The sequence below is a fragment of the Bizionia gelidisalsuginis genome (assembly GCF_008086185.1).
In the GTDB taxonomy this organism is placed as follows: domain Bacteria; phylum Bacteroidota; class Bacteroidia; order Flavobacteriales; family Flavobacteriaceae; genus Bizionia; species Bizionia saleffrena.
Genome location: NZ_VSKN01000006.1, coordinates 11,623 through 34,860 on the forward strand (window position 1 = coordinate 11,623; position 23,238 = coordinate 34,860).

A 23,238-nucleotide genomic window follows, 5' to 3' on the forward strand; every position below is an offset into this window, starting at 1 on the left:
TTTAAAATTGTAAATAAAAAGAATTTTCTATAAATGAAACTGTATTTTTGTAGCTTAAATTTAGTTATGAAACGACAAGAGCGAATACTTAATAAATTAGGGATTACCGCATTAAATGCAATGCAAGAAGAGGCGAATTTAGCAATAACAGCAGCAGATAATGTTATTTTACTTTCACCAACGGGTACGGGGAAAACGGTCGCTTTTTTATTGCCTATTATTAATGCGCTACAAGAGGATGTGGAAGGTATTCAGGTCTTAATTTTAGTACCGTCTCGAGAGCTTGCAATTCAAATTGAACAAGTAGTTCGGGAAATGGGAGCAGGGTTTAAAGTAAATGCCGTTTATGGAGGAAGACCATTTTCTAAAGATAAAATAGAATTAAGTCACGCACCAACAATTCTAGTAGGTACACCCGGGCGAGTGGCCGATCATTTACGCCGTGAAACAATTAGTATAAAAAATATTAGAACGTTAGTCTTAGATGAATTCGATAAGTCACTAGAAGCAGGATTTGAAGGCGAAATGAGTGAAATTATTTTCGCATTACCACATATAGAAAAACGCATTCTTACCTCGGCAACTCAAAGTATAGAAGTGCCTAAATTTGTGGGGTTACAAAATGAATTGGTTATTGATTATTCAGATACTGTAGTGTCTAAGTTGGAAGTTAAAGCGGTACTTTCTCCCGATAAAAATAAAATTCAAACGTTAGTCGATTTATTGTGTCACATTGGTAATAAACCTGGTATCATTTTTTGTAATTTCAAAGATACCATCCAATTTGTTAGTGACTTTTTAACTGATAATAAGATTGCTCACGGTTGTTTTTATGGCGGATTAGAACAGATTGAAAGAGAACGCGCACTAATAAAATTTAGAAATGGTACGCACCAAATTATTATAGCAACCGATTTGGCAGCAAGAGGTTTAGATATTAATGAGTTAAATTTTATTATCCATTATCAATTGCCATTAAAGGAAGAAGAGTTTACACACAGAAATGGTAGAACAGCGCGAATGAATAGCCAAGGAACGGCTTATGTGTTACAATGGGAGGAAGAACCATTACCAGAATTTATACACACTGATGGCGTACAGCAATTAGAAAATAATAGAGTACCAAAGCCAACAGATTGGTCGACATTATTTATTTCTGGAGGTCGGAAAGATAAAATTTCGAAAGGAGATATCGCCGGATTATTGTTTAAACAAGGCGAATTAAACAAAGACGAATTAGGAATTATAGAATTAAAACAAGATTGTGCCTTCGTTGCTGTGCCACGCTATAAAGCTGAAGCTGTGATTGCAAAAACGAATAACACCCGTTTAAAAAAGAAAAAAGTAAGAATTACTTTAGTATAAATTTATTTGCTAAATTGTGCTATGACGGCACAAGAATTTAAAGTTTTAGCGCTACACTTGGAGGCTATTGCTCCTCATGTTCCAGAACGATGGGGAGCGATACAGAATGATAAAAGCGATGCGAAAATTAATATGTTTCGCTATGCGTCATTCGAAGCTTTAGAAATTGCTTTAAAACCTTTTGATGATGGTGTAAAAACCTATTTCAAAAAACGTTGGTTTCTATGGAAATGCGCCCAATGTGATGAATATTTATTCTATAAACATACCGATGTTTTAAAAAACCCAGACAGGAAAGATCAAAATTGGGATTTCGAATTTTTTGGAGAGAAACGTTTACAATTCGATTTAAAAGGGACGGTAATCCCAAAGGCTATTAAACAACGGTTGAATCCTACCGAAAGCCCTTCCGCGGAAGCGATAATAAATTTCTTCTACACCAAACAAAGTCGAGGCATTCGCGATAATATTCAAAACCGGTTATTCGTAATTCATTGCCCGTTTGGCAGAGCGTCAGATAATTTATTACGCGTAAATTTTCAAGCCAAAGCCCTTATTTATAGTCAGTACATTCATGCAGTAAAACACCACGACAACTATCCGTTTTTTGTTTATAAGTCAAAGCTTGTAGATATTCTTTATCTCAACGAACAAACAGATGGAACGGTATGTTATGAGTTTGCAGCTTTGGATAGGAATTAATTGACCTAAAAAAAGCGAGATTTTACAATCTCGCTTTTACTTTTTAATCTTGGTTTACATAGAAAGCGTGGATAACGCCGGGAAGCCAACCTAACAAGGTTAATAATATATTGATTAGAAATTTGCCACCTAATCCGTGCTTTAAAAACACACCGAGTGGCGGTAAAAGGATAGTAATTATAATATTTAGTACTGACATTGTTTTGGGTTTTTGAGGTTGTTTATTGTTTTAAAAAGTCTAATAAAATGGTGTTTAATTCCTTTCTGTGAGTCACATTCAATCCATGAGGTGCATTTTTAAGAACTTTGTAAGTGTTGTTTTTAATCCCTTTAGCCGCTTGATTTCCAGAAGTTTCAATAGGTACAATATTATCAGAGTCACCGTGTACAATTAGAGCAGGTACCGTAACATTTTTTAATTCGGATCTAAAATCGGTATTTGCCCAAGCTCTTGCCGTTTGTAAAGTCGCTCTTGGCGACGCAAATGAAGCAATTGTAAAATCGTAGTCTAACTGCGCTGTGCTTATGCGGTCGCCTTTGTTATCGTCGAAATTATAAAAATTCTTGTGGAAGTCTTTTAGAAATCCCACGCGATCGGTTTGTAACGCGTCCATAATAGCATTTAATCCGTCTTCGGGAACGCCCTCAGGATTATCTTCTTTTTTCTTTACTAAAGGAATAATGGAAGCGATTAAAGCAATTTTATCGATTTTATCTGTTCCGAAATCCGTTAAATAACGAATTACTTCGCCACCTCCCATAGAGAAACCAACCAATACTGCTTTTTCTAATTTAAGGTCGGTTATCAGGGTATTTAAATCTGATGCTAATGTTGAGTAGTCGAAGGAGTCCCAAGGCGCAGAGGAGATTCCGAATCCCCGACGATCGTAGGCGATGCATCGATATCCAGCAGCGACGATAGCACTAATTTGTCCTTCCCAAGCTTGGTGGCTTAAAGGCCACCCGTGGATTAAAATAACGGGTTGTCCGTTACCGTAATCTTTATAATGAATATCTACGTGTTCTTGAGTTGTTTTATTTGTTATAAATGGCATATTTTGAATTGTTAATACTGTTAACACTCCTTATTTTGAATTATAATGATCTTTAAAATTAAGACTAATTATACTCATAAAGTTATTAATTCAAATGCTAACCAGATATTAATTAACAGAATTTGTTAAAAACTCGTTTTAAATGATTTCAAACCTTAGTTTTGTTAGACACCAATAAATTTGATATTTGAAAATAAAGCAATTCAAAATACAACACCTCCCGAAGTTACTTTTAGAAACAGCCAAAGCATGGTATAATAGTGAACCTTTTAAATTAAGCGCTGTTGTGGCGTATTACGCTATTTTGTCATTACCAGCATTATTAATTATCATTTTTAATGTTGTCGGCAATTTGTGGGGTAGAGAAATTGTACAGGGGGAGGTACTAGATGAAATTTCTAATGCTATTGGTGTTGAAGCTGCCGAAAGTATTCGTGTTATGTTAGTAGATAAAGGCGATAAACCAACGTCCTTTTTTGCAACGACTATTGGTATTTTTACTTTACTATATGGTGCGACAGGAGTGTTTTATCAATTAGAAAATGCATTAGACGGTATTTGGAAAGCAAAACCACGTTTTTCTAACGGTATATTGGCTTCTATTTTTAGTCGTGTTAAAAGCTTCGGTTTCATCTTAATTATAGGGTTTTTACTTTTAGTAAGCTTTGTAATGACCTCCCTGTTGAGTACCTTTAGCAAACGATTACAAAATTTGTTACCAGAAAACTTAATCGATTTTGTTTTTATTATTGATATCGCTATTTCCTTAACTTTTATTTATTTTTTATTTGCAGCAATGTTTAAGGTGTTGCCGAATTCAAGTATCCCGTGGAGAGCCGTGAAAATAGGGGCGGCTTTAACTGCCATACTTTTTACAATAGGTAAATATTTGTTAGCCATTTATTTTAATGAAATGGAACCCGGTTCTACCTACGGTGCAGCAGGATCGGTGATATTAATAATGTTGTGGGTGTCGTACACCAGTTTAATTTTGTTTTTCGGAGCACAGTTTACAAAGGTCTATTCTGATAATTATTTAACTAAAGAAGAATGATAGCAAAGGATTTTATAACTATTCAGAAAGGATTAGCTTCCTATATTCATTGTACGCCGGTTATAACGTCTTCGTTATTAAACAAAATAATAGGTGTTAATCTTCAATTTAAATGTGAGAATTTTCAGAAAACAGGTTCCTTTAAATTTCGTGGTGCAACGTATGCTATTCAGCAATTAACAGCAGCGCAAAAAAGTAGAGGAGTAGTAACGCATTCGTCTGGAAACTTTGCTCAAGCTTTAGCCTTAGCAGCAAAAGGATTAGGCGTAAAAGCACACATTGTAATGCCCAAAAATGCGCCACAAGTTAAAAAAGACGCCGTTTTAGAATACGACGGATTTATTACAGAATGCGAACCTGGTAACACCGCACGAGAAAAATCAGCAGCCAAAATCGAGAATGAAATAGGTGCAACGTTTATTCATCCTTCAAACAATAAAAATGTTATTTTAGGACATAGTACGGCTACCTTAGAATTACTCGATCAAACGCATCACTTAGATATTATTGTAGCTCCCGTTGGTGGTGGTGGGTTATTAGCTGGAACAGCATTAGCAGCACATCACTTCTCATCAAGTTCTGTTATTGGTGCAGAGCCTATGCAAGTAGACGATGCCTATCGCTCGTTATTGAGCGGTAAAATAGAAATGAATGTTCATAATAATAATAATAATACTATTGCCGACGGACTGAGAACACACTTAGGGTCAATTAACTTTCCTATTATCCAAAAGTACGTCGATGGCATTATTCGCGTTGAAGAATCCGAAATTATATCGGCTATGCGCCTTGTTTTTCAATATTTAAAAATCGTTATAGAACCGTCTAGTGCTGTGGCTTTGGCGGCTGTAATTAAAGAAAAGGAGCCCTTTAAAAGCCAGAATGTAGGAATTATACTATCTGGTGGTAATGTAAATTTAGATACGCTCTCTTTTTCTTAACTTTTCTGTTAAATTCAAGTTATAGTCTGTTAAATTGACAATTATAGTCTTGTTTTTTTTATATCTTAAAAAATCAATAGCTTTAAAGCTATCTCTAAATGAACCAGCACAATTTGTTGGTTTGTAATATTTTATACAAAAATTAATTAAATGAAACAAATTCAAGCATACGGTACAGAAGACAAAAATGCCAAATTAAAACCTTTAACCATCGAGCGTCGCGAATTATTAGATAACGATGTAGATATCGATATTTTATTTTGTGGTGTTTGCCATAGTGATATTCATTCGGCACATAACGATTGGGGAGGTACAAAGTATCCGTTAGTTCCAGGACACGAAATTGTTGGTCGTGTAACCAAGGTGGGGAATGCTGTTAAAAAATATAAAGAAGGTGATTTAGTTGGTGTTGGCTGTATGGTCGATTCTTGCCAAGACTGTAGCTCTTGTGCTGAAGATTTAGAACAATATTGCGAAAATGGAATGGTTGGCACCTATAATGGTAAAGATAAGCACACTGGTAAACAAACCTTTGGAGGTTACTCTACAAGCATCGTTGTAAAAGAAGAATTCGTATTAAGTATCCCGGAAAATCTAGAAATCAAAGCTGTAGCACCACTATTGTGTGCAGGAATCACATCATTCTCCCCTTTAAATCACTGGAAAATTAAAAAAGGAGATAAAGTCGGTGTTATTGGTCTAGGAGGGTTAGGCCATATGGGTATTAAATTTGCCCACGCTATGGGAGCCGAAACGATAATGATTACCACCTCTCCAAATAAAGCAGAAAGTGCTAAAGATCTAGGGGCAGATTCGGTTTTAATTTCTACCAATGAAGAGGATATGACGAAACAGAATGGAACTTTCGACTTCCTTTTAAACACTGTTCCTGTAAAACACGATATTAATCCTTATATACAACTATTAAAAAGAGATGCCACTATGGTCCTTGTTGGTGCTATTGAACCTTTAGAACCAATGAATGGCGGACAACTTATTTTAGGAAGAAAGCGCGTTGCTGGGTCTTTAATAGGGGGCATAAAAGAAACTCAAGAAATGTTAGATTTCTGCGGAAAACATAACATTGTTAGTGATATAGAAATGATCGATATGCAAGAGATAAATACCGCTTTTGAGAGAGTAACGAGTAACGATGTAAAATACCGTTTTGTTATAGATATGAAGAGTTTGAAATAAGAGTATAGAAGTACAACTTTAAAGATTAATAGTAACATCTAAATTAAAAATGATGATAAAACCAAGAGAGAAAACACCAGATTTAAATATACAATTAGTAAATGATACCACTTGGAAGTTAAGCGAGCAATCGCCGAAAAACTTTACAATGCTTCTTTTTTATAGAGGAAAACATTGCCCAGTGTGTAAAAAGCAATTAGAAGAACTGCAATCGTCATTAAGTAAATTTACAGAACGTGGTATTAATGTCGTCGCGATAAGTTCTGATACCGAAGAGGTAGCGAAACAAACCCATAAAGAATGGGATATTAAAGATATTCCTTTAGGTTTTGGTTTTCCAATCGAAGAGGCCAGAAAATGGGGACTGTTTATTTCTAAGGGGATAAAAAAAGAACCAGAGCACTTTACAGAACCTGGCTTATTTATTTTAACACCAGAGTCTACGGTGTATTGGGAGTCTATTCAATCCATGCCCTTTGGCCGCCCTGAATTTAAAGACGTTTTAAACGGTATTGATTATATTCTAAAAGCAGATTATCCGGCTAGAGGGGAGTCTTAAATTGCTTCAAGTTTAGTAGAAATAATTAATTATTAACTTAAATATAAAAACGATGAAAATAGGAATTATTGGAAGTGGGAACATTGGAGGGAATTTAGGTAAACACTGGGCCAAAGGTGGCCACCAAGTACTCTTTAGTTCTAGACATCCCGAAGAATTAAAAGATTTAGCTCGCGAAGCAGGAAATAATGCGCAAGCGGTAAGTGTCGAAAAAGCATTTGAGGCAAACGCCGATGTGTATTTACTAGCAACGCCATTTAAAGCAATCGATAAATTGGCAGAGTTGTATGCCGGAGAATACGGTAATAAAGTGATTATTGATGCGACAAACCCATACCCAGAACGCGATGGAGAAATGGCGCAAGACGTGAGAGATAGTAATAGAAATGCGTCAGAATACACGGCGATGAAATTTGGTACGGCGAAAACCGCTAAAGCTTTTAATAGTATAAAAGCCGAACATTTACGCGATTACGCGTGGCGTACTCAAGATAAAATTGCAATTCCATTTGCCGCTCAAGATGAAGATAGTCGAGCGAAAACCCAGCAATTAATTGAAGATATCGGTTTCGATGCCGTTTATATAGGAGATTTACAGCAGACAAAAATTATGGATCCCGAACAGAAAATTTATGGTAAATCGGTTGGAAGACAGGAGTTAGAGCAACTTATTAAGTCTTAATTAATTTTTATAATAAATATTACAAAGCAGCCTTCAATTTATGAAGGCTGCTTTTTTTGTTTTAATATTTAATGCTGTGCGCTGTTTGGCAACTCAAATTAATGCAATTACTGTCTGTGGTCTCTATTGCGTTCTAAATTTTCATTGCCATTTCCTCGTTGAGAATACAATTGGTTTTCTTGATTTTTTAAAGATGAATTTAATTTAACTTTTGGAAATTTCCTACCGGGTACATCTAAATTATTACCCGTAAAAACGACCTCTCTACATCTGTTTTTAAGCAGTTTAAGAGCGCACATTTTCATTTCTTGCGCTTAAAGCGTGTTTGTAATCTCCAGTAATTTTCGGATTGTATTTTTCTTCTTTTTTATCCTTCTTCAGAATCATCACGTTTTAGGTTCGTTTTTTTTCATAGACACTTCAAAATTTTTCTAAAACGACCTTTGCTCTTTTTCATAAAAAAAGTAATCCATTTAGAAACTGCTATGTTAATTATTTCTGAAATTCAACTCTATTATGACTCTTTTGATTTTAGGGCTTTTTAGCTGGAAGAGTTATCATAAGATATTCTTAAACCCATTGGTAATGAGTAAGATGTTAGTTAACTTTAAATGATTCAATGAAGGTGTGCTAATACTTTAAATCTGAAATTAAAATGAGTAACATCTATTTAATTCGGACAAAAATTGAATCAGGATAATTCATAAATTAATTTAAAGAGAACAACATGAGTACTGAAAAAAATGATAAAGGATTTGAAACTATTAATCCAACAACAGAAGAAACGCTAGCGCAATACAATTATATGACGAAGGATGAAGCTATCGAAGCTGTAGAAAAGTGTCATAAAGCGTTTACTAATTGGAAAATAAAAAGCCTAGATGAGCGCGCGAAAATTATAAAAGCAATAGGTAAAGCGTTACAAGATAATAAAGAGGAATTATCACAATTAATGACTTCAGAAATGGGGAAATTATTGAAGCATAGTTACCAAGAAATTGATTTAAGTGCGGGTATTTGCGAATTTACGGCAACCGATGGTAAAAAGCAGTTAGAAGATGAAGTAAGAGAAATGCCAGATGGCGGAAAGGGAATTATTCAACAAGCACCAATAGGTGTTTTATATGGTATTCAACCTTGGAATTTTCCAACTTATCAAGTAATACGTTACGCAATCACCAATTTAATGGCGGGTAATGGTGTATTATTAAAACACGCAAAAAACGTTACTGGAAGCGCATTAAAATTAAAGAAAATATTTGAAGACGCCGGTCTGCCAAAAGATGTATTTACAGTCTTAGTTATTAGTCACGAGGTTTCAGATGCTATTATAGCACACGATTTAGTGCGAGCGGTAACTTTAACAGGAAGCTCGGAAGCAGGGAAATACGTCGCTAAAAAATCGGCTGAAGTATTAAAGAAAACAGTCTTAGAATTAGGGAGCAACGATGCCTACTTGGTACTAGACGACGCCGATATTGACTTGGCAGTAAAAACCTGTGTAATGGCACGGATATATAACAACGGAGAAACTTGTGTCGCAGCAAAACGTTTTGTTGTGGTAGATTCGGTTTACGATGACTTTAAAACGGCTTTTGTAAAAGCGATGGAGAATTTAAAATTTGGAGATCCTACCGATAAAGCGTCAAAAATTGGACCAATGGCTAGAGAAGATTTACGCGATAAATTACACGAACAAGTACAAGAAAGCATAAAACAAGGTTCTAAATTAGCTTGCGGTGGAGAAGTGCCTAAACAAAAAGGATATTTCTATCCAGCAACTGTTTTAGAAGATGTAAAACCCGGACAAGTCGCTTATAGCGATGAGCTTTTTGGACCTGTAGCTGCTTTAATCAGAGCTAAAGACAATGAAGATGCTATGCGCATAGCAAATGACAGTAAGTTTGGATTAGGTGGAGGAATCTTTAGTAAAGATGAAGAAAAAGCGATTGCGTTAGCTAAAAATCATTTTGATACGGGAATGGTAAATATTAATTGCTACGGATTAGCGCATCCAAACCTTCCGTTTGGAGGTGTAAAACAATCGGGTTATGGTAGAGAACACGGTGGATTTGGAATTCGAGAATTTGTAAATACAAAAGCGATTTATATAGCTAATAATAAGAAATAATTTATAAATACTAAATAGAATTTTAAACACAAGAAAGCCTGTAAACAATTTATTTACAGGCTTTTTTTAAGTGTTGAAATTAGTGGTTATCTCAACTATTTTAAAGCATCCAAAAGTTTATCAGCTACCAACTCTGAAGACGCTGGGTTTTGCCCGGTAATTAAATTACCGTCTTGAATTGCGTAAGCCGCCCAATCTTCTTTCTTAGAATAAATACCGCCATTTTCACTGAGCATATCTTCAACTAAAAACGGTACGACCTCCGTTAATTGCACTGCTGCTTCCTCAGAATTTGTAAATCCTGTTACTTTCTTACCTTTTACTAACGGCTGTCCATCGGTACCTTTTACGCTTTTTAAGGCTGCTGGCGCGTGACAAACAAAAGCAATCGGTTTTTGTTGCGCATTAAACGCTTCAATTAAAGCAATCGAAGTCTTGTCATTTGCTAAATCCCATAACGGCCCGTGACCACCTGGATAAAATACGGCATCGAAATCTTTAGCATCAATAGTACTTAACACTTTTGTGTTTTTAATCTTATCTTGAGCTGTAGCATCCTTTTTATAACGCTCTGTAGCTTCTGTGCTTGCATCTGGTGTATCACTACTCGGGTCTATTGGTGCAGCGCCCCCTTTTGGTGTCGCTAGAGTAATGGTTGCTCCTTTGTCTAATAAACTGTAATACGGATTTGCAAATTCTTCAATCCAAAATCCTGTTTTCTTTCCTGTGTCTCCTAATTTATCGTGAGACGTTAATACAAATAGTATATTCATTTTCTGTTCTGTTTTGGTTTCTATGTTGTCTTCTAAAACGGTTTCAGAAGGTGTTGTGTTACTTTTATTATTGCAACTTGACGCCATAATAAGAGTTAACGCTAGTGATACTGTGTGAATGATTTTCATAATTAATATGCCATTTTTACAATGTTTTCAGCATCTTTTGGTGTTAGAGACTTGTGTTCTCCTATACCTGTCCAACCACGATTAGTGAAACGTTTTGAAATTTCTTGAGCTGTTCCTTCGTAATCTTTAATATACTCAGATAATTTTGTATCAATTCCCAATTGATGGAAAAAAGCTTCCGTTTTTGCAATCGCTGCTTTAGCTTTTTCGTCTTGCGTCCCTTCAGTTATATTCCAAACGCGTTCTCCATATTGCGCTAATTTTTCTTTTTTAGCTTCAAAATTATAAATATAATGACTCGGCATTACAATGGCTAACGTTCTCGCATGATCGATACCAAATAATGCAGTCAGTTCGTGCCCCATCATGTGCACTGCCCAATCGCCAGGAACACCTTGTTGTATTAAACCGTTTAAAGCCATTGTACAACTCCACATAAAGTTCGACGCTGCCTCATGATCTGTAGGATCTTCCATAACTTTTGGAGCAATTTCTATTAAAGTTTGTAAAATACTTTCGGCAAAACGGTCTTGTAATAAACCGCCCACAGGATAGGTCATGTATTGTTCTAAAACGTGTGTAAAGGCATCCGTTAAACCATTGGCTAATTGACGTTCTGGAATAGAAGTAATCACTTTAGGGTCTAAAATTGAAAACTCAGGGAATAATCCAGGTCCGCCCATTGACAGTTTCTCTTTCGTTTCTTTTCTAGTAATTACAGCGCCAGAATTCATTTCGGAACCTGTAGCTGGCAAGGTTAAAACCGTTCCAAAAGGCATTCCTTTTTGCGTGCGAATACTATTCTTTAAAATATCCCAAGGCGTGTCTCCGTCGTAAACCGCAGCAGCCGATAAAAATTTTGTACCATCGATTACAGATCCACCACCAACTGCTAATAAGTAGGTGATATTTTCGTTTTTAATTACGTTTAGCGCCTCCATTAACACAGCGTATTCAGGGTTTGCAGGAATACCTCCAAACTCAATAACCTCAACAGTTTTTAAGGCTGTTTTTACTTGCTCATAGATACCATTTTTCTTAATACTCCCACCGCCGTAAAGTAGTAACACTTTGGCGTTTTTAGGTATTTCGTTCGTCAGTTTTTCTATGGTGTCCTTACCAAATATGATTTTAGTAGGGTTTTTATATTCAAAATTATTCATTGTTTTTATTTTTAAATTTTAACTATCATTTTACCTTTGTTCTTTCCTTCGAATAAATCGATAAAAGCAGTGGGGATATTTTCAAATCCGTTAACCACGGTTTCTGTGTATGCTAATTTATCTTCTGCTAACCACGTAGATAATTCTTTCATTGCTTCTGGAAATTTATCAGCATAATTAGAAACAATAAAACCTTGCATTAAAGCACTGTTTTTAATTAAAAAGGGTTGCACGCTAACACTTTGGGGTAATTCTATACTGTTATATAGAGAAATTGCACCGCAAATAATTAGTCTAGCAAATTTGTTAATATTGAATAGAACAGCATCAGATATTGAACCCCCCACATTATCAAAATAAATATCTACACCGTTTGGCGCAGCTTTCGCTATCGCTGCTTTGATGTCTTTACTGGTGTTGTAATTGATACCTGCATCAAACCCAAATTTTGTTTTTAGCATTTCAATTTTTTCATCCGTTCCTGCAATACCAATTACTGTGAGTCCTAAGAGTTTTCCTATTTGCCCTACAACACTACCAACGGCTCCAGCAGCTCCAGAAACAACAAGTGTTTCTCCTGCTTTCGGTTTTCCTATTTGTGTTAATCCTAGAAATGCTGTTAATCCTGTCATTCCTAGAATTCCTAAATAGGCGCTTAAAGGTGCTTTGTTTTCATCTACTTTTAAAAGGCCTTCGCCGTTAGAAACTTGCTTCGTTTTCCAATCTAACATTCCGGATACGAATTCTCCTACTTTGAATTTTTCGTTTTCAGACTCAAGTACTTTGGCGATAACACCCGAATGCACGGGTTTGTTTAATTCAAAAGAAGGAATGTAAGATTTGGCGTCGCTCATTCTTCCTCTTAAATAAGGATCTACGGAAACATAAACGGTTTCTAAAAGTATTTCTCCTTTTTTAATCGTGATATCCGATTCATCTGTTAAAAACTCAAAATCTGAAACTGTAGGTTTGCCTTCAGGTCTATTTTTTAATACTATTGTTTGAATCATAATGCTGTATTTTAATCAATTACTGTTACTAAATCTTCGGTGCTTTTTCTTACTTTAACTAGGTTCGCTAACCAATCGTCCTCTGTCTTTCTATAGCCTAATGGTAATAAAACAGCGCTACATAATCCTTTTTCTCGTAAGCCTAAAATAGCGTCTACGGCCTCTGGATCGAATCCTTCAATAGGAGTGGCATCAACTTCTTCGAATGCTGCAGCTGTGATTGCTTGAGAAAAAGCAATGTAGGCTTGTTTTGCCGCGTGATTAAAGTTAACCTCAGCGTCTTGTTGCGGATAAGAGCTTAATAACATTTGGCGGTAATTTTCCCAACCTTCGTTTTTAAAACCGCGTACCTCGTTTGTTAAATCGAACATATAGTTAATACGATCTTCGGTATAGGTATCCCAAGCCGCGAAAACGAGTAGGTGAGAGCAATCTGTAATAACCGACTGATTCCAGGCTATGGGTCTTATTTTTTCTTTAATCTCTTGATTTTTTATAACGAATATCTCGAAAGGTTGCAAACCGCTTGAGGTTGGAGCTAAGCGAGCCGCTTCGATAATGCGGTCTATTTTTTCTTGATCTACTTTTTCGCCGTTCATTGCTTTGGCAGCGTATCTCCAGTTTAATTTATCTAATAACTCCATAGTTTTACTTATTTGCTAATTCTTGAATTGTTTGCGGCGGTATTATAGTGACACCTATATTTGAGTGTTTTGAAGTGTTTAAAAGTGCTTGCGCAATACGCTCTGCGTGAATGATTTTATATTTTTTTAAGTTCCCAATAAATAGAGGTTGAATAGCTTTTAGGATAAATAAATCTATATTTTCTAAAAAACGCTTTTCATTCCTAGGTCCGTCAATAAGTGATGGTCTAAAAATAGAAGTCTGGCGAAGATTTTGTGTGATGACAACGGCTTCCATTTCACCTTTTGTTTTATTGTAAAAAACACTGCTATTTTTGTCGGCACCCAGTGCAGATATTACCATAAACGCTGGGATGTTATTTGATTTACATAATTTCGCTGCCGCTACTGGAATACCATAATCTATAGCTTTATATAGTGCTTTGTCTGGTGTCTTACTTGCTGTTGTGCCAATGCAGCAAAACACGACGTCTGCAGTAAAATCGGCTTTAAAATCTTCTAATTTTAAAAGATCACCAATGTATTGCTCCACGTAGGTTGGCAAGCCTTCAATTTTTGAACGCGAGAACAGTTTAATTTTATTAAACGCGCCATCTTTAATAATTTTTTCAAGCAGATAAGAACCCGTAAGTCCCGAAGCCCCTAAAATAATAGCTGTTTTTTTCATAATTAATTGCCTTTTTTTATGCTATTCCAAGCTGCTTGAAAGGCCTCTTCAATATGCGATTTCTCTATTTTAAAAACGCCACGTTGTTGCATTATCATTAAAAATGACAACGGATTAATCGTGTAGGCATATAATAAGAAGTCCGAAACAGGATTAATAACACCTTCCGTTTTACCACGTTGCCACAAGTCGAGTAAGGGTTTAAGGTGACTAATACCTTCCTGGCGACTTGTTTCGTCTATAATTGGAGCGTTGTCGCATTGGGCTAAAAACAACGACTCGCGACATTGATTGAGTTTAAAATCAGCGATGCGTTTCCAAATCAATTCGAAACCTTCGGCCACAGGCATTGTTGGTGAATAGGTTTTAAAAGCATAGTCTGTAAATGTTGCTTTAACCTCTACATATACCTTATTTACCAAATCTTGCTTGTTATCAAAATACAAATAAATGGTGGCAGGAGACACGCTTGCTAGTTTTGCTATTTTAGAAATTGGCGTAGCGTGGAACCCGTGGTTGTTAACCAAATCGATTGTAGCTTGCACTAATGCGTCCCTTTTTTCAATGCTTTTTTGCAGTTTAGCCATATTGTTTTCTCTAATAGAGTACAAATATATATAAAAAATGAACGTTCATTCTTTTTTTAGACTGGTTTAATATTTAATTAACATAAACTGAGTTCTAATTATTAATTTAAGGTGATAATTAACTGTATTTCAATTTATTAAATAAGGGGTGAAGGATAAATATGATGTGTATTAAAAATATGAGATTATTAAAACAGCGTTCTCTTTATTGTTTCATAATAAGTATCGCTTACAGGGATTTTTAAATCGCCAATTAATAAATCGCGCCCTTTTAGCCCTGTTACTTTTTCTTTATTAATTATATAAGAGCGGTGAACTCTTATGAATTGTTTGGAGTTTAAAGTTTTCTCTAAAGATTTTAATGTTTGATGACTCATTATTTTTTTGTTTGCAGTGAAGAAAAGAACATATTCACTATCACTTTTAATATGTGTAATGGTATTTAATTTAATTTTGAATAAATCGTAGCCAGATTTCACAGTAATTGTATCATTATAAGAAATAGAAGTAGTTATATCTCTTTTTAGTTTATTCACAGACGTCAAAAATCTATTAAAAGTAATTGGCTTTAATAAATAGTCTAAAGCATTAAGCTCAAAGCCTTGTAAAGCATACTCAGAATAAGCAGTAGTAAAGATGACCTTAGTATGACTGGGAATCATTTTAGCAAAGTCTGTTCCTTTTAATTCCGGCATTTGTATATCTAAAAAAACAAGATCTATTGTTTGAGATTTTATTGTAGCAATGGCATCAAGAGGATTTTCAAAATCGGCAATAAGCTCTAAGAAATCTAATTTTTCTACATAAACCTTAAGTAATTGTCTTGCTAATTGCTCATCGTCTATAATTAGGCATTTATACATTTTTTTTAAGTTTTAGTTCCACATTAAAAATAAAATTATTTTCAGAAATCTTCATCTTATGTTGTTCTGGATAAAGTATAGAAAGTCGTTTTTTAACATTATCTAAACCAATACCACCAATTTTGTCTTTAATTACGGCTTCTTTTGCTATACTATTTTTAATGGAGCACACTATAAAATCAGTGGTTTCAATTATAGAAATTGATATAAAAGTATCTTTAATTTTTTCAATATTACTATGTTTCAATGCATTTTCAACAAACGGAATTAATAGCATAGGAGCTATTTTTATTTCAGGATTATTAACCTCAAAATGAATTGTAATAGGAAAGTTTTTAGTGCTTTTTAACGAAAACAACTTAATATAATCTTCGATATAATTTATTTCATTTTTAAGCAATACAAAACGCTGTTCGCAGTCATATAATACATAACGAAGCATATTAGATAAATAACTAATACTTTCTTGTGTTTTATTAGAATCTATAACCGATAATGCATAAATATTATTTAAAGCATTGAATAAAAAATGAGGGTTAATTTGCGACTTTAATAGCTTTAGTTCTGTTTGAAGGGTTTCATTTTTACTTAAAACTATTTCTGCTTCTTTCTTTTTAGCATACATAAAAACCTCTATAATAGTTGCTAAACTATAGGCTATCAATAAAAATAATGTAAACGGTAATAAATAAAAAGGTGGTCTACGAAGTGGTTTTTCTAAATGTAGTGGATGTGGTGGTTTTGTTTCTATAAAAAAAGTAGAAAGATAGGCGAGAAGTAATAAACTAGATAGAGATAGGAGTATAAATATTAAATATTTTTTGGTTAATAAAAACTTGGGAGATGTATAAAAAACTATAATCGCTATAAGTATTATTTGAGCGGTAAAAACATAAATATTCTCTAAGAAAAAGGAGATGCTCCAAGACTGTTGAGCCCAAAGTACAATCCAGATAAATAGCCAAAATAAGACTTGTAATAAAAAGCGTTTAGTTGTATTCATAGTACAAATAAAGTAAATAAAAAATCAATAAAAGGCTAAAAAACATTCCTTTTAATTGCTGCAAATTAGGTTTTACAGACTATAAAAAGGCATTTACAGAATAGTATGGTGCATTCACATAAAACTAAAAATAAGTAAACTTCTTTTTACAACCTTTGTGTTAGTAATTATGGAAGTTAAATAAAAAAAGTATGAATTTGAACACAATAGAAACAGCTGCCTTTTGCATTGCCTTTTCAATATTTAAAGTAACAATAGTAAATGCGCAATCTCAAGAAAATTGTGATCACTCTTAACCGCTTGGTAATAAAGAATTAATAAAACTAATGGATGCAAACAAAGACGGTAAATTATCTAAAAGCGAGATTAAAGTGCCTTTAAAAGATGATTTTAGTAAAGTAGACACAAACGGTGATAGCTATATAACAACGGAAGAATTAAATAAAGCACCAAAACCTAAAGGGCACCAACCATCAAAAAGAAAATAATAACCTTTAAAATTTAAAACAAATGAAAAATTATTTTAGTACAAAGTTAGCTATTGCAAGTATAGTTATCGTTTTTTTAGGCTGTAGCAGCGATGAAAACACTAGTGATCCATCTAGTACAAGTGAAACAGATGTTTCTATAACAGATGAATTGCACTTGGCTTATAGTGAGTTTAGTCCGGAGAATGTAACCGTGTTACTTGATGGTAACAGTGTCGTTATAGAATCTAACGGAATGCCTAATCATACCTCTCCATACTGGTCTAATACTACAGAGCGTGTGGCAACCGATCCTATGGGAAATGAATTAGTAACTCCTGCTGCTTCAGAGAATCACGTATTATTTGTAGAACCAACCGTAACTTCCTACGAGCAAATGGCACCTGGAAATATAGATAATTTTAATGGGGAATATTCTTTAACGGTACCTGCAAACCCAACATTAGCATCTAGTTCTAGCGCTACAGGTTTGGGGCCAATTGGTATTGCTATTAGTGGTGCAATGATTTATAATGATGAAGAAGGACCTAACGTTCCTTTAAATAATGCAGTAGGTTCTTTAGATTATACTGCAGCACATACTGGCCCTCAGAGCTATCACTATCATTTAGAAACTAAAGCGTGGTCTAACGACGATAATAATTTAATTGGTGTTATGGCAGATGGTTTTTTCCTTTATGGAAGGAAATGTAATTCTACAGGCGATTATCCAGCAGATTTAGATGCTTCAGGAGGCCATACAAGCACAACTCAACATACAACAGACGCAGAATACCATTATCACATACAAAATGAAGTTTTTCTTAATCAATTTTACATATTATTTCCAGGTGATTACCAAGGGACGCCTAGCGCTATACAATAGCTTGTTTTTAGTATTAATAAGTTGTAATCAAAATGTTAATACTATTAAAGCTGAAGGGCCTTTGATTTCAATTACAGTTAATAAAACAGAATTAGTCTTAATACCAAATAAAGGGCTTGTATATTATAATAACAAGCCCTTTACAGGTGTTTCTGAAGCTTTTTATTCCTCTGACACAATTGCAGAACGTATAGAATATACCAACGGAAAGAAAAATGGTTATTCTAAAAAATGGTTCGAATCTGGTTTATTAAGTTTTCATGCGCTCTATAAAAACGGAGCACACAAAGGTGAGGCAAAAACATGGTGGCGTAATGGAAATTTGCGATCAGAATCTATTTACACAAATGGCATTGCTAATGGGAAACAAACACAATGGTATACTAATGGTGCTAAGTTTAAAGAAATTAATTTGCTAAATGGTAAAGAGCAAGGTTTACAACGTGCTTGGAGAAAAAACGGAAAGATTTACAATAATTACGAAGCCAAAAACGGTCGTGTTTTCGGATTGAAACGTGCCAATCTATGTTATCAATTAGACAATGAAATTATCCAATATGAAAAAATATAGTGTATTACTTTTAATTCTTATTACATTAATAAGTTGCAAAAATAAAGAAGATAAAATAAGTAAAATGGCTGCATTGCCTTATTATAGCGAAGCTAGTTTTACACCACATTGGTTAGCTCTAGATAGTGAAGTATTACAAACGTTTCATAAAATTAAAGACTTTAGTTTAACAAATCAGAATGGAGAAACGGTTACTCAAAAAACGTTTAATGATAAAATTTATATTACCGATTTCTTTTTTACAACCTGCCCTGGAATCTGCCCTAAAATGACAGCTAATATGTCTATATTACAAGATGAATTTTTAAATAATGACAGCATTATGTTATTATCGCATTCTGTAACTCCAGAAACCGATTCTGTTTCAGTATTAAAACAGTATGCCGATAAAAAAGGCGTTAATAGTGATAAATGGCATTTAGTAACAGGAGAACGTAAAACAATATATGATTTGGGCAGACACTTTTATTTTGTTGAAGAAGATCTCGGTGAAATGAAAACAGATGACGACTTTTTACATACAGAAAACTTCGTGTTGATAGATACAAACAAGCATATTAGAGGTATTTATAATGGGGTAAATGCTACGGCAATACAACAACTTATAGACGATGTTAAAACATTGAAGCTAGAAAATTAAGTTTTAAGTTTATTGCATTATTCCCTTTTTAAGCCTATAAACAATGCTGTCGACACAAAAAGTAAAAGTAGGTACCAGGTATTAGAGAGTAAACCGAGGTAGCCTATTTTTCCGTTAGCGAAACTCAAAATCATTAATACTTGAGCGCCGTATGGCAAAATACCCTGACTAATACATGCAAAAACATCTAGAATGGATGCTGTTTTTTTGTTATCTAAGTCGTATTCGTCATTAATTGATTTTGCTATAGATCCAGAAATAATAATAGCAACCGTATTATTTGCGATGGCGACATTAATACTCGAGACTAACGCGGCAATCCCGAACTGCGCTGTTTTCTTATTTTTTATTAGGGTTTTTATTTTCTGCAAAATAAACGCAATGCCACCATTTTTAGCAACCAAAGCTGCTAAACCACCGGTTAATAGCGAGAGTAGGAATATTTCGGTCATATTGGTAAAGCCTGAGTAGGCGATACGCGTAAATTCGATAATTGAAAAATCGTTATAATACAGTCCTAAAACCCCCGCGGAGAGTACACCTAAAACTAAAGTTACGAATACATTGATACCGATAAGAGATAAAATTATAACAATTAAATACGGGGCTATCTTAAGTATGGAATAGGTGTAATCTAAAGTTTCCGGTGTATTAGTCCCTAGACTTAAGCCTTGATAAATAAGAATCCCGATTGTAAAAATAGCAGCTGGTAAAGCTATTTTAATATTTTCTTTAAACTTGTCACTCATTCTAACCCCCAAAGACTGTGTGGCAGCTATTGTGGTATCGGAGATTACCGATAAATTATCGCCAAACATAGCCCCCCCCAATAGAGCACCACATAAAATACCCAAAGACAGATCCCCTTTATCTGTAAACCCAATAACAATAGGGGCTAAAGCTACAATAGCACCAACGGAAGTTCCTGTAGAAACCGACAAAAAAGCGGCAATAATAAAGACGCCAAAATAAATATATTGAATGTTTATAACATCTAACCCTAAGTTAACAATGGTATCTACACTTCCGGTGGCTTTGGTTACTGCAGCAAAAGCGCCTGCTAGTAAATAGATTAAACACATCGTTAGTATTTTATCGTCTCCACAACCTTTTAAAAGCGTACCGATTTTTGAATTTACAGACTGTTTAAATATAAGGAATGCTGCAAGAATTCCTGCAATTACGGCTATAGGAGCGGGTAGTGCATAGAAATCATTTTGAATGAGCCCGACACTTAAAAAAGTGATGATAAATACAAAAAAAGGTAGTAACGCCTTAAAGCTTGGGGTAATAGATTTAATCTGAGTCATTAGTCTGTTGTTGCAGAATCGCAATAATAAAATAACAGCAAATAAAGGGGAATTGAGTTAACGTTTTTTCCAAAGTATTTGGCTTATCATTTGTAGCACCTTGCTCGTTACTGCAGGTTGCTATCTCTTTTTGAGATTCTTGATAATTAAGTGCACAAAACTAAATCATTTTTGATTACTAAAACTTAAAGCTTTGTTATTTTTTAGAAAGATTTTAAACGTGTAACTGAAATTTGAGAGCTTAAAACAGTTATAAACACAGGCAATCATCAAATAAAATAAAAATATAAAAGTGCACTGTTTCGGGTGAATTTATAATAATGAATTGATTTTCAGTCGGTAATAGCATTAGGGTGAAGAAAACTTGAAGAGGGGTTAAAGTTGAAAAAAAATAATTTACGACCATTGAAACTAGAGCTATTCCGCAGAAAACAATAGAAAAAGAAACAGTATTGTCTCATAAAAGACGCAAGACTAAATTTTAACTATTTAAAAAACGAATCTGTTTTTAATCGTGTCACTAATATAAAAGTAAAAAAAAAGAGGTCGACATAACTATGTCGACCTCTTAAAAAACTCTTTAATTGTTAAAAACTATTCTATATTTTTTCTTCGGAAATTGTATAAGGTTTCATCAATCGTGAACCAACAGAAATAGAAGATTCCGGCAGAGAAAATGATATCACCAATCATACGCATCCATTTAAGGGTTTGAACCACTGGAGAATAGAGTAATTCGGCTTCTCTAGCATACGAGTATCCTTTGGTGATAGACGTATACGCCTGAATGATTCCTATGGGTAATAAACTAAACAAAACCATTGCTGTCAACCCGATATTTAGTAACCAAAAGGCACGCTTAAGTTTAGTGTTTTGCCACACGCGATCTGAATAAAAACGAAGACAGATAATAATGAAACCCATTCCTAACATTCCGTACACCCCGAATAAAGCGGTGTGAGCGTGCACTGCAGTAGTATTTAAACCTTGAATATAGTACAATGCAATTGGCGGATTAATTAAAAAACCGAATACACCAGCCCCGATGAAATTCCAGAATGCTACAGCGATAAAGAAAAATATAGGCCATTTGTATTTCTGAATCCAATCTTTACTTTTTAATAAATTCCAGTTTTCTCTAATTTCGAAGCCCATTAAAGTTAATGGTACCACTTCTAAAGCACTAAATGTGGCTCCTAAAGCGATGGCTTGTACGGGAGTTCCTGAATAGTATAAATGGTGTAGTGTTCCTATAATTCCACCTGCTAAAAATATCGCTGCCGATGCTACCGATACGCGACCAGCAGTTTTAGGGGAAATAACTTTCATTCTAGAAAAAATAAAAGCGATAACTACCGTCGCAAAAACTTCGAAGAAACCTTCTACCCATAAGTGAACTAGCCACCATCTCCAGTAATTAATAACGGGTAAACTACTGTTTTCGCCATACATTAAGCCGGAGAAAAAGAACATACCAATCGCCATAACAGAGATTAATAAAATGATAATTAAGTGCTTGGACTCGTCATTTTTTCTAATAGCAAATATTAGGTGTCTGCTGACCATAATAACCCATAAAACGAGGCCTATTGCTAGAAATATTTGCCAAAAACGTCCTAAATCCATATACTCATACCCTTGGTGACCAAAGAAAAAGTTGGTCGTTAAATCTAAGAATTGGTGTACACCAAGCCATTCGCCAAGCATAGAGCCTAAAACGATAATTATTAAGGCAATAAACAGGAAGTTAATACCAAATACTTGGTATTTCATTTCTTTACCAGAAATCATAGGAGCTAAAAATAATCCTGTCGCTAACCATGTTGCGGCAATCCAAAAAATAGCTAATTGTGTGTGCCATGTTCGTGTGATTGAATAGGGCAAAATACTAGATAAGTCGAAACCAAAAAACGCCTGACCTTCAACGGTGTAATGCACGGTTATAATACCTAAGACAACTTGTAAAGCGATAAGTAAAGAAATAACAATAAAGTACTTTAATACTGCTTTTTGAGACGATACCAATTGCAATTTCGCTAAGGGATCGCTATTTGGTTTTTCTAAAACTTCACCTTTTTCATGGTTTCTTAAATAATAGTAGGTCAACATCCCAATAAATAGTAACAGTAAAACGATAGATAATCCAGACCAGATTAACGAATCGTCTGTAATTAGGTTATCAATTAACGGTTCGTGTGGCCAGTTAGACGTATACGTATAATCCTTTTCTGGTCGGTTTGTACTTGCCGCCCAAGAGGTCCAAAATAAGAATGCATTTAGTTGTTCAAGCTTCACTTTGTCGGTTAATGCGCCTTTTGGAATGGCGTATTGTTCGTGACCATCAGAAAAAATAGAACTATAATGTTTTATGTTTGCTGAAATCGCATCCCAACGAATTTGCGAAATGGTAATGGTTTTAGTGTCGGCATTAAACGTATTAGTTTTAATGTCTTTAATTAAGCGGGCTTTAATGGCTGCTTTTTTCTCGACATCTAAATCGTTGTAAGCAGTATTAAAATCGGTTTGCGCCCAATGCTCTAGCATATAAACGGCTTCTTTATGTATCCAATCGGCTGTCCAGTCTGGAGCAACGTAACTTCCGTGTCCCCAAATAGAGCCCACTTCCATACCACCGATCGATTCCCATACATTCTGTCCGATTTGTATATCGGCTTTGGTGTAAACGCGTTCGTTAGTTTCTTTAATTATTACTTGTTCTGGAATGGGAGGTTGTGTTTGGTACACCTCGGTACCAATCCATATTAATACTATAAATGACAGTACGACAACGCTTATAAAAGCGATCCATATTTTTCTCATGGTTTTTTATATTTAGTTT

23 protein-coding genes, 1 pseudogene and 1 riboswitch are annotated in these 23,238 nt (G+C 34.6%); of the genes and pseudogenes, 12 read left to right on the top strand and 12 right to left on the bottom strand.

Annotated elements, in window-relative coordinates; all coding sequences use genetic code 11:
* Window positions 1-66 precede the first annotated feature (66 nt).
* Window positions 67-1,365 (top strand): DEAD/DEAH box helicase, encoded by a 1,299-nt coding sequence (locus ES677_RS05995; protein WP_246124382.1) that lies wholly within the window; start codon window positions 67-69, stop codon window positions 1,363-1,365.
* 21 nt (window positions 1,366-1,386) lie between these two features.
* On the top strand, window positions 1,387-2,067 hold the full coding sequence (locus ES677_RS06000) for a hypothetical protein (protein WP_148380739.1): 681 nt from the start codon (window positions 1,387-1,389) through the stop codon (window positions 2,065-2,067).
* A 43-nt stretch (window positions 2,068-2,110) separates the two neighbouring features.
* Here ES677_RS06000 and ES677_RS06005 read toward each other — a convergent pair whose 3' ends face one another.
* Window positions 2,111-2,266, bottom strand: a complete 156-nt coding sequence (locus tag ES677_RS06005; protein ID WP_148368991.1) for a YqaE/Pmp3 family membrane protein — start codon at window positions 2,264-2,266, stop codon at window positions 2,111-2,113.
* A 22-nt stretch (window positions 2,267-2,288) separates the two neighbouring features.
* A complete protein-coding gene (locus ES677_RS06010) occupies window positions 2,289-3,122 on the bottom strand; it encodes an alpha/beta fold hydrolase (RefSeq protein ID WP_148380740.1) in 834 nt (277 codons plus the stop codon).
* A gap of 187 nt (window positions 3,123-3,309) precedes the next feature.
* Between ES677_RS06010 and ES677_RS06015 the strand changes: the two genes are divergently transcribed.
* The 6 genes from ES677_RS06015 to ES677_RS06040 all read left to right on the top strand — a co-directional run bounded on the left by ES677_RS06015 (window position 3,310) and on the right by ES677_RS06040 (window position 9,686).
* Complete coding sequence (locus ES677_RS06015) at window positions 3,310-4,176, top strand: YihY/virulence factor BrkB family protein (RefSeq protein WP_148380741.1); 867 nt, start codon at window positions 3,310-3,312, stop codon at window positions 4,174-4,176.
* A complete protein-coding gene (locus ES677_RS06020; RefSeq protein ID WP_148380742.1) occupies window positions 4,173-5,117 on the top strand; it encodes a pyridoxal-phosphate dependent enzyme in 945 nt (314 codons plus the stop codon). Before ES677_RS06015 ends, ES677_RS06020 begins: the two co-directional genes overlap by 4 nt.
* Window positions 5,118-5,267: 150 nt before the next feature.
* Entirely contained in the window at window positions 5,268-6,314 is a 1,047-nt protein-coding gene (locus ES677_RS06025; protein WP_148380743.1) for an NAD(P)-dependent alcohol dehydrogenase, read from the top strand.
* A 52-nt stretch (window positions 6,315-6,366) separates the two neighbouring features.
* Window positions 6,367-6,873, top strand: coding sequence for a peroxiredoxin-like family protein (locus ES677_RS06030; protein WP_148380823.1), 507 nt, complete (start codon window positions 6,367-6,369; stop codon window positions 6,871-6,873).
* Between the two features lie 52 nt (window positions 6,874-6,925).
* Window positions 6,926-7,555 carry an NADPH-dependent F420 reductase gene (locus ES677_RS06035; protein WP_148368977.1) on the top strand — a complete coding sequence of 210 codons (630 nt, stop codon included), beginning with the start codon at window positions 6,926-6,928 and terminating at the stop codon, window positions 7,553-7,555.
* 727 nt (window positions 7,556-8,282) lie between these two features.
* Window positions 8,283-9,686 carry an NAD-dependent succinate-semialdehyde dehydrogenase gene (locus tag ES677_RS06040; RefSeq protein WP_148380744.1) on the top strand — a complete coding sequence of 468 codons (1,404 nt, stop codon included), beginning with the start codon at window positions 8,283-8,285 and terminating at the stop codon, window positions 9,684-9,686.
* Window positions 9,687-9,781: 95 nt separating this feature from the next.
* Here the strand turns inward: ES677_RS06040 and ES677_RS06045 are convergent, their stop codons facing one another.
* The 8 genes from ES677_RS06045 to ES677_RS06080 all read right to left on the bottom strand — a co-directional run bounded on the left by ES677_RS06045 (window position 9,782) and on the right by ES677_RS06080 (window position 16,525).
* Window positions 9,782-10,588, bottom strand: coding sequence for a type 1 glutamine amidotransferase domain-containing protein (locus ES677_RS06045; protein ID WP_211357863.1), 807 nt, complete (start codon window positions 10,586-10,588; stop codon window positions 9,782-9,784).
* A gap of 2 nt (window positions 10,589-10,590) precedes the next feature.
* Window positions 10,591-11,751 carry an iron-containing alcohol dehydrogenase gene (locus ES677_RS06050; RefSeq protein WP_148380745.1) on the bottom strand — a complete coding sequence of 387 codons (1,161 nt, stop codon included), beginning with the start codon at window positions 11,749-11,751 and terminating at the stop codon, window positions 10,591-10,593.
* Between the two features lie 11 nt (window positions 11,752-11,762).
* Window positions 11,763-12,761, bottom strand: a complete 999-nt coding sequence (locus ES677_RS06055; protein WP_148380746.1) for an NADP-dependent oxidoreductase — start codon at window positions 12,759-12,761, stop codon at window positions 11,763-11,765.
* Window positions 12,762-12,772: 11 nt separating this feature from the next.
* A complete protein-coding gene (locus tag ES677_RS06060; RefSeq protein ID WP_148380747.1) occupies window positions 12,773-13,405 on the bottom strand; it encodes an NAD(P)H-dependent oxidoreductase in 633 nt (210 codons plus the stop codon).
* A gap of 4 nt (window positions 13,406-13,409) precedes the next feature.
* Window positions 13,410-14,072: an NAD(P)H-binding protein gene (locus ES677_RS06065; protein ID WP_148380748.1), complete on the bottom strand. Its 663-nt coding sequence runs from the start codon at window positions 14,070-14,072 to the stop codon at window positions 13,410-13,412.
* A 2-nt stretch (window positions 14,073-14,074) separates the two neighbouring features.
* Window positions 14,075-14,659, bottom strand: a complete 585-nt coding sequence (locus ES677_RS06070; protein ID WP_148380749.1) for a TetR/AcrR family transcriptional regulator — start codon at window positions 14,657-14,659, stop codon at window positions 14,075-14,077.
* 188 nt (window positions 14,660-14,847) lie between these two features.
* Window positions 14,848-15,522, bottom strand: coding sequence for a LytR/AlgR family response regulator transcription factor (locus ES677_RS06075; RefSeq protein WP_148380750.1), 675 nt, complete (start codon window positions 15,520-15,522; stop codon window positions 14,848-14,850).
* Complete coding sequence (locus ES677_RS06080; RefSeq protein ID WP_148380751.1) at window positions 15,515-16,525, bottom strand: sensor histidine kinase; 1,011 nt, start codon at window positions 16,523-16,525, stop codon at window positions 15,515-15,517. Before ES677_RS06080 ends, ES677_RS06075 begins: the two co-directional genes overlap by 8 nt.
* Before the next feature lie 314 nt (window positions 16,526-16,839).
* On the opposite strand from ES677_RS06080, the pseudogene ES677_RS06085 reads away from it, so the two are divergent.
* The 4 genes and pseudogenes from ES677_RS06085 to ES677_RS06100 form a co-directional block, all read left to right on the top strand.
* Window positions 16,840-17,013: pseudogene (locus tag ES677_RS06085) on the top strand (EF-hand domain-containing protein); the annotation flags it as partial.
* 22 nt (window positions 17,014-17,035) lie between these two features.
* Window positions 17,036-17,878 (top strand): YHYH protein, encoded by an 843-nt coding sequence (locus ES677_RS06090; RefSeq protein WP_148380753.1) that lies wholly within the window; start codon window positions 17,036-17,038, stop codon window positions 17,876-17,878.
* 61 nt (window positions 17,879-17,939) lie between these two features.
* Window positions 17,940-18,449 carry a toxin-antitoxin system YwqK family antitoxin gene (locus tag ES677_RS06095; protein ID WP_246124383.1) on the top strand — a complete coding sequence of 170 codons (510 nt, stop codon included), beginning with the start codon at window positions 17,940-17,942 and terminating at the stop codon, window positions 18,447-18,449.
* Window positions 18,436-19,089 carry an SCO family protein gene (locus tag ES677_RS06100; RefSeq protein ID WP_211357864.1) on the top strand — a complete coding sequence of 218 codons (654 nt, stop codon included), beginning with the start codon at window positions 18,436-18,438 and terminating at the stop codon, window positions 19,087-19,089. The genes ES677_RS06095 and ES677_RS06100 overlap by 14 nt, the downstream gene beginning before the upstream one ends.
* A gap of 17 nt (window positions 19,090-19,106) precedes the next feature.
* Here the strand turns inward: ES677_RS06100 and ES677_RS06105 are convergent, their stop codons facing one another.
* Together ES677_RS06105 and ES677_RS06110 are read right to left on the bottom strand one after the other, a co-directional pair.
* On the bottom strand, window positions 19,107-20,399 hold the full coding sequence (locus ES677_RS06105; protein ID WP_148380755.1) for a Na+/H+ antiporter NhaC family protein: 1,293 nt from the start codon (window positions 20,397-20,399) through the stop codon (window positions 19,107-19,109).
* A 53-nt stretch (window positions 20,400-20,452) separates the two neighbouring features.
* Window positions 20,453-20,550: riboswitch (SAM-I-IV-variant riboswitch) on the bottom strand.
* A 443-nt stretch (window positions 20,551-20,993) separates the two neighbouring features.
* Entirely contained in the window at window positions 20,994-23,219 is a 2,226-nt protein-coding gene (locus tag ES677_RS06110; protein ID WP_148368959.1) for a nitric-oxide reductase large subunit, read from the bottom strand.
* Window positions 23,220-23,238 lie beyond the last annotated feature (19 nt).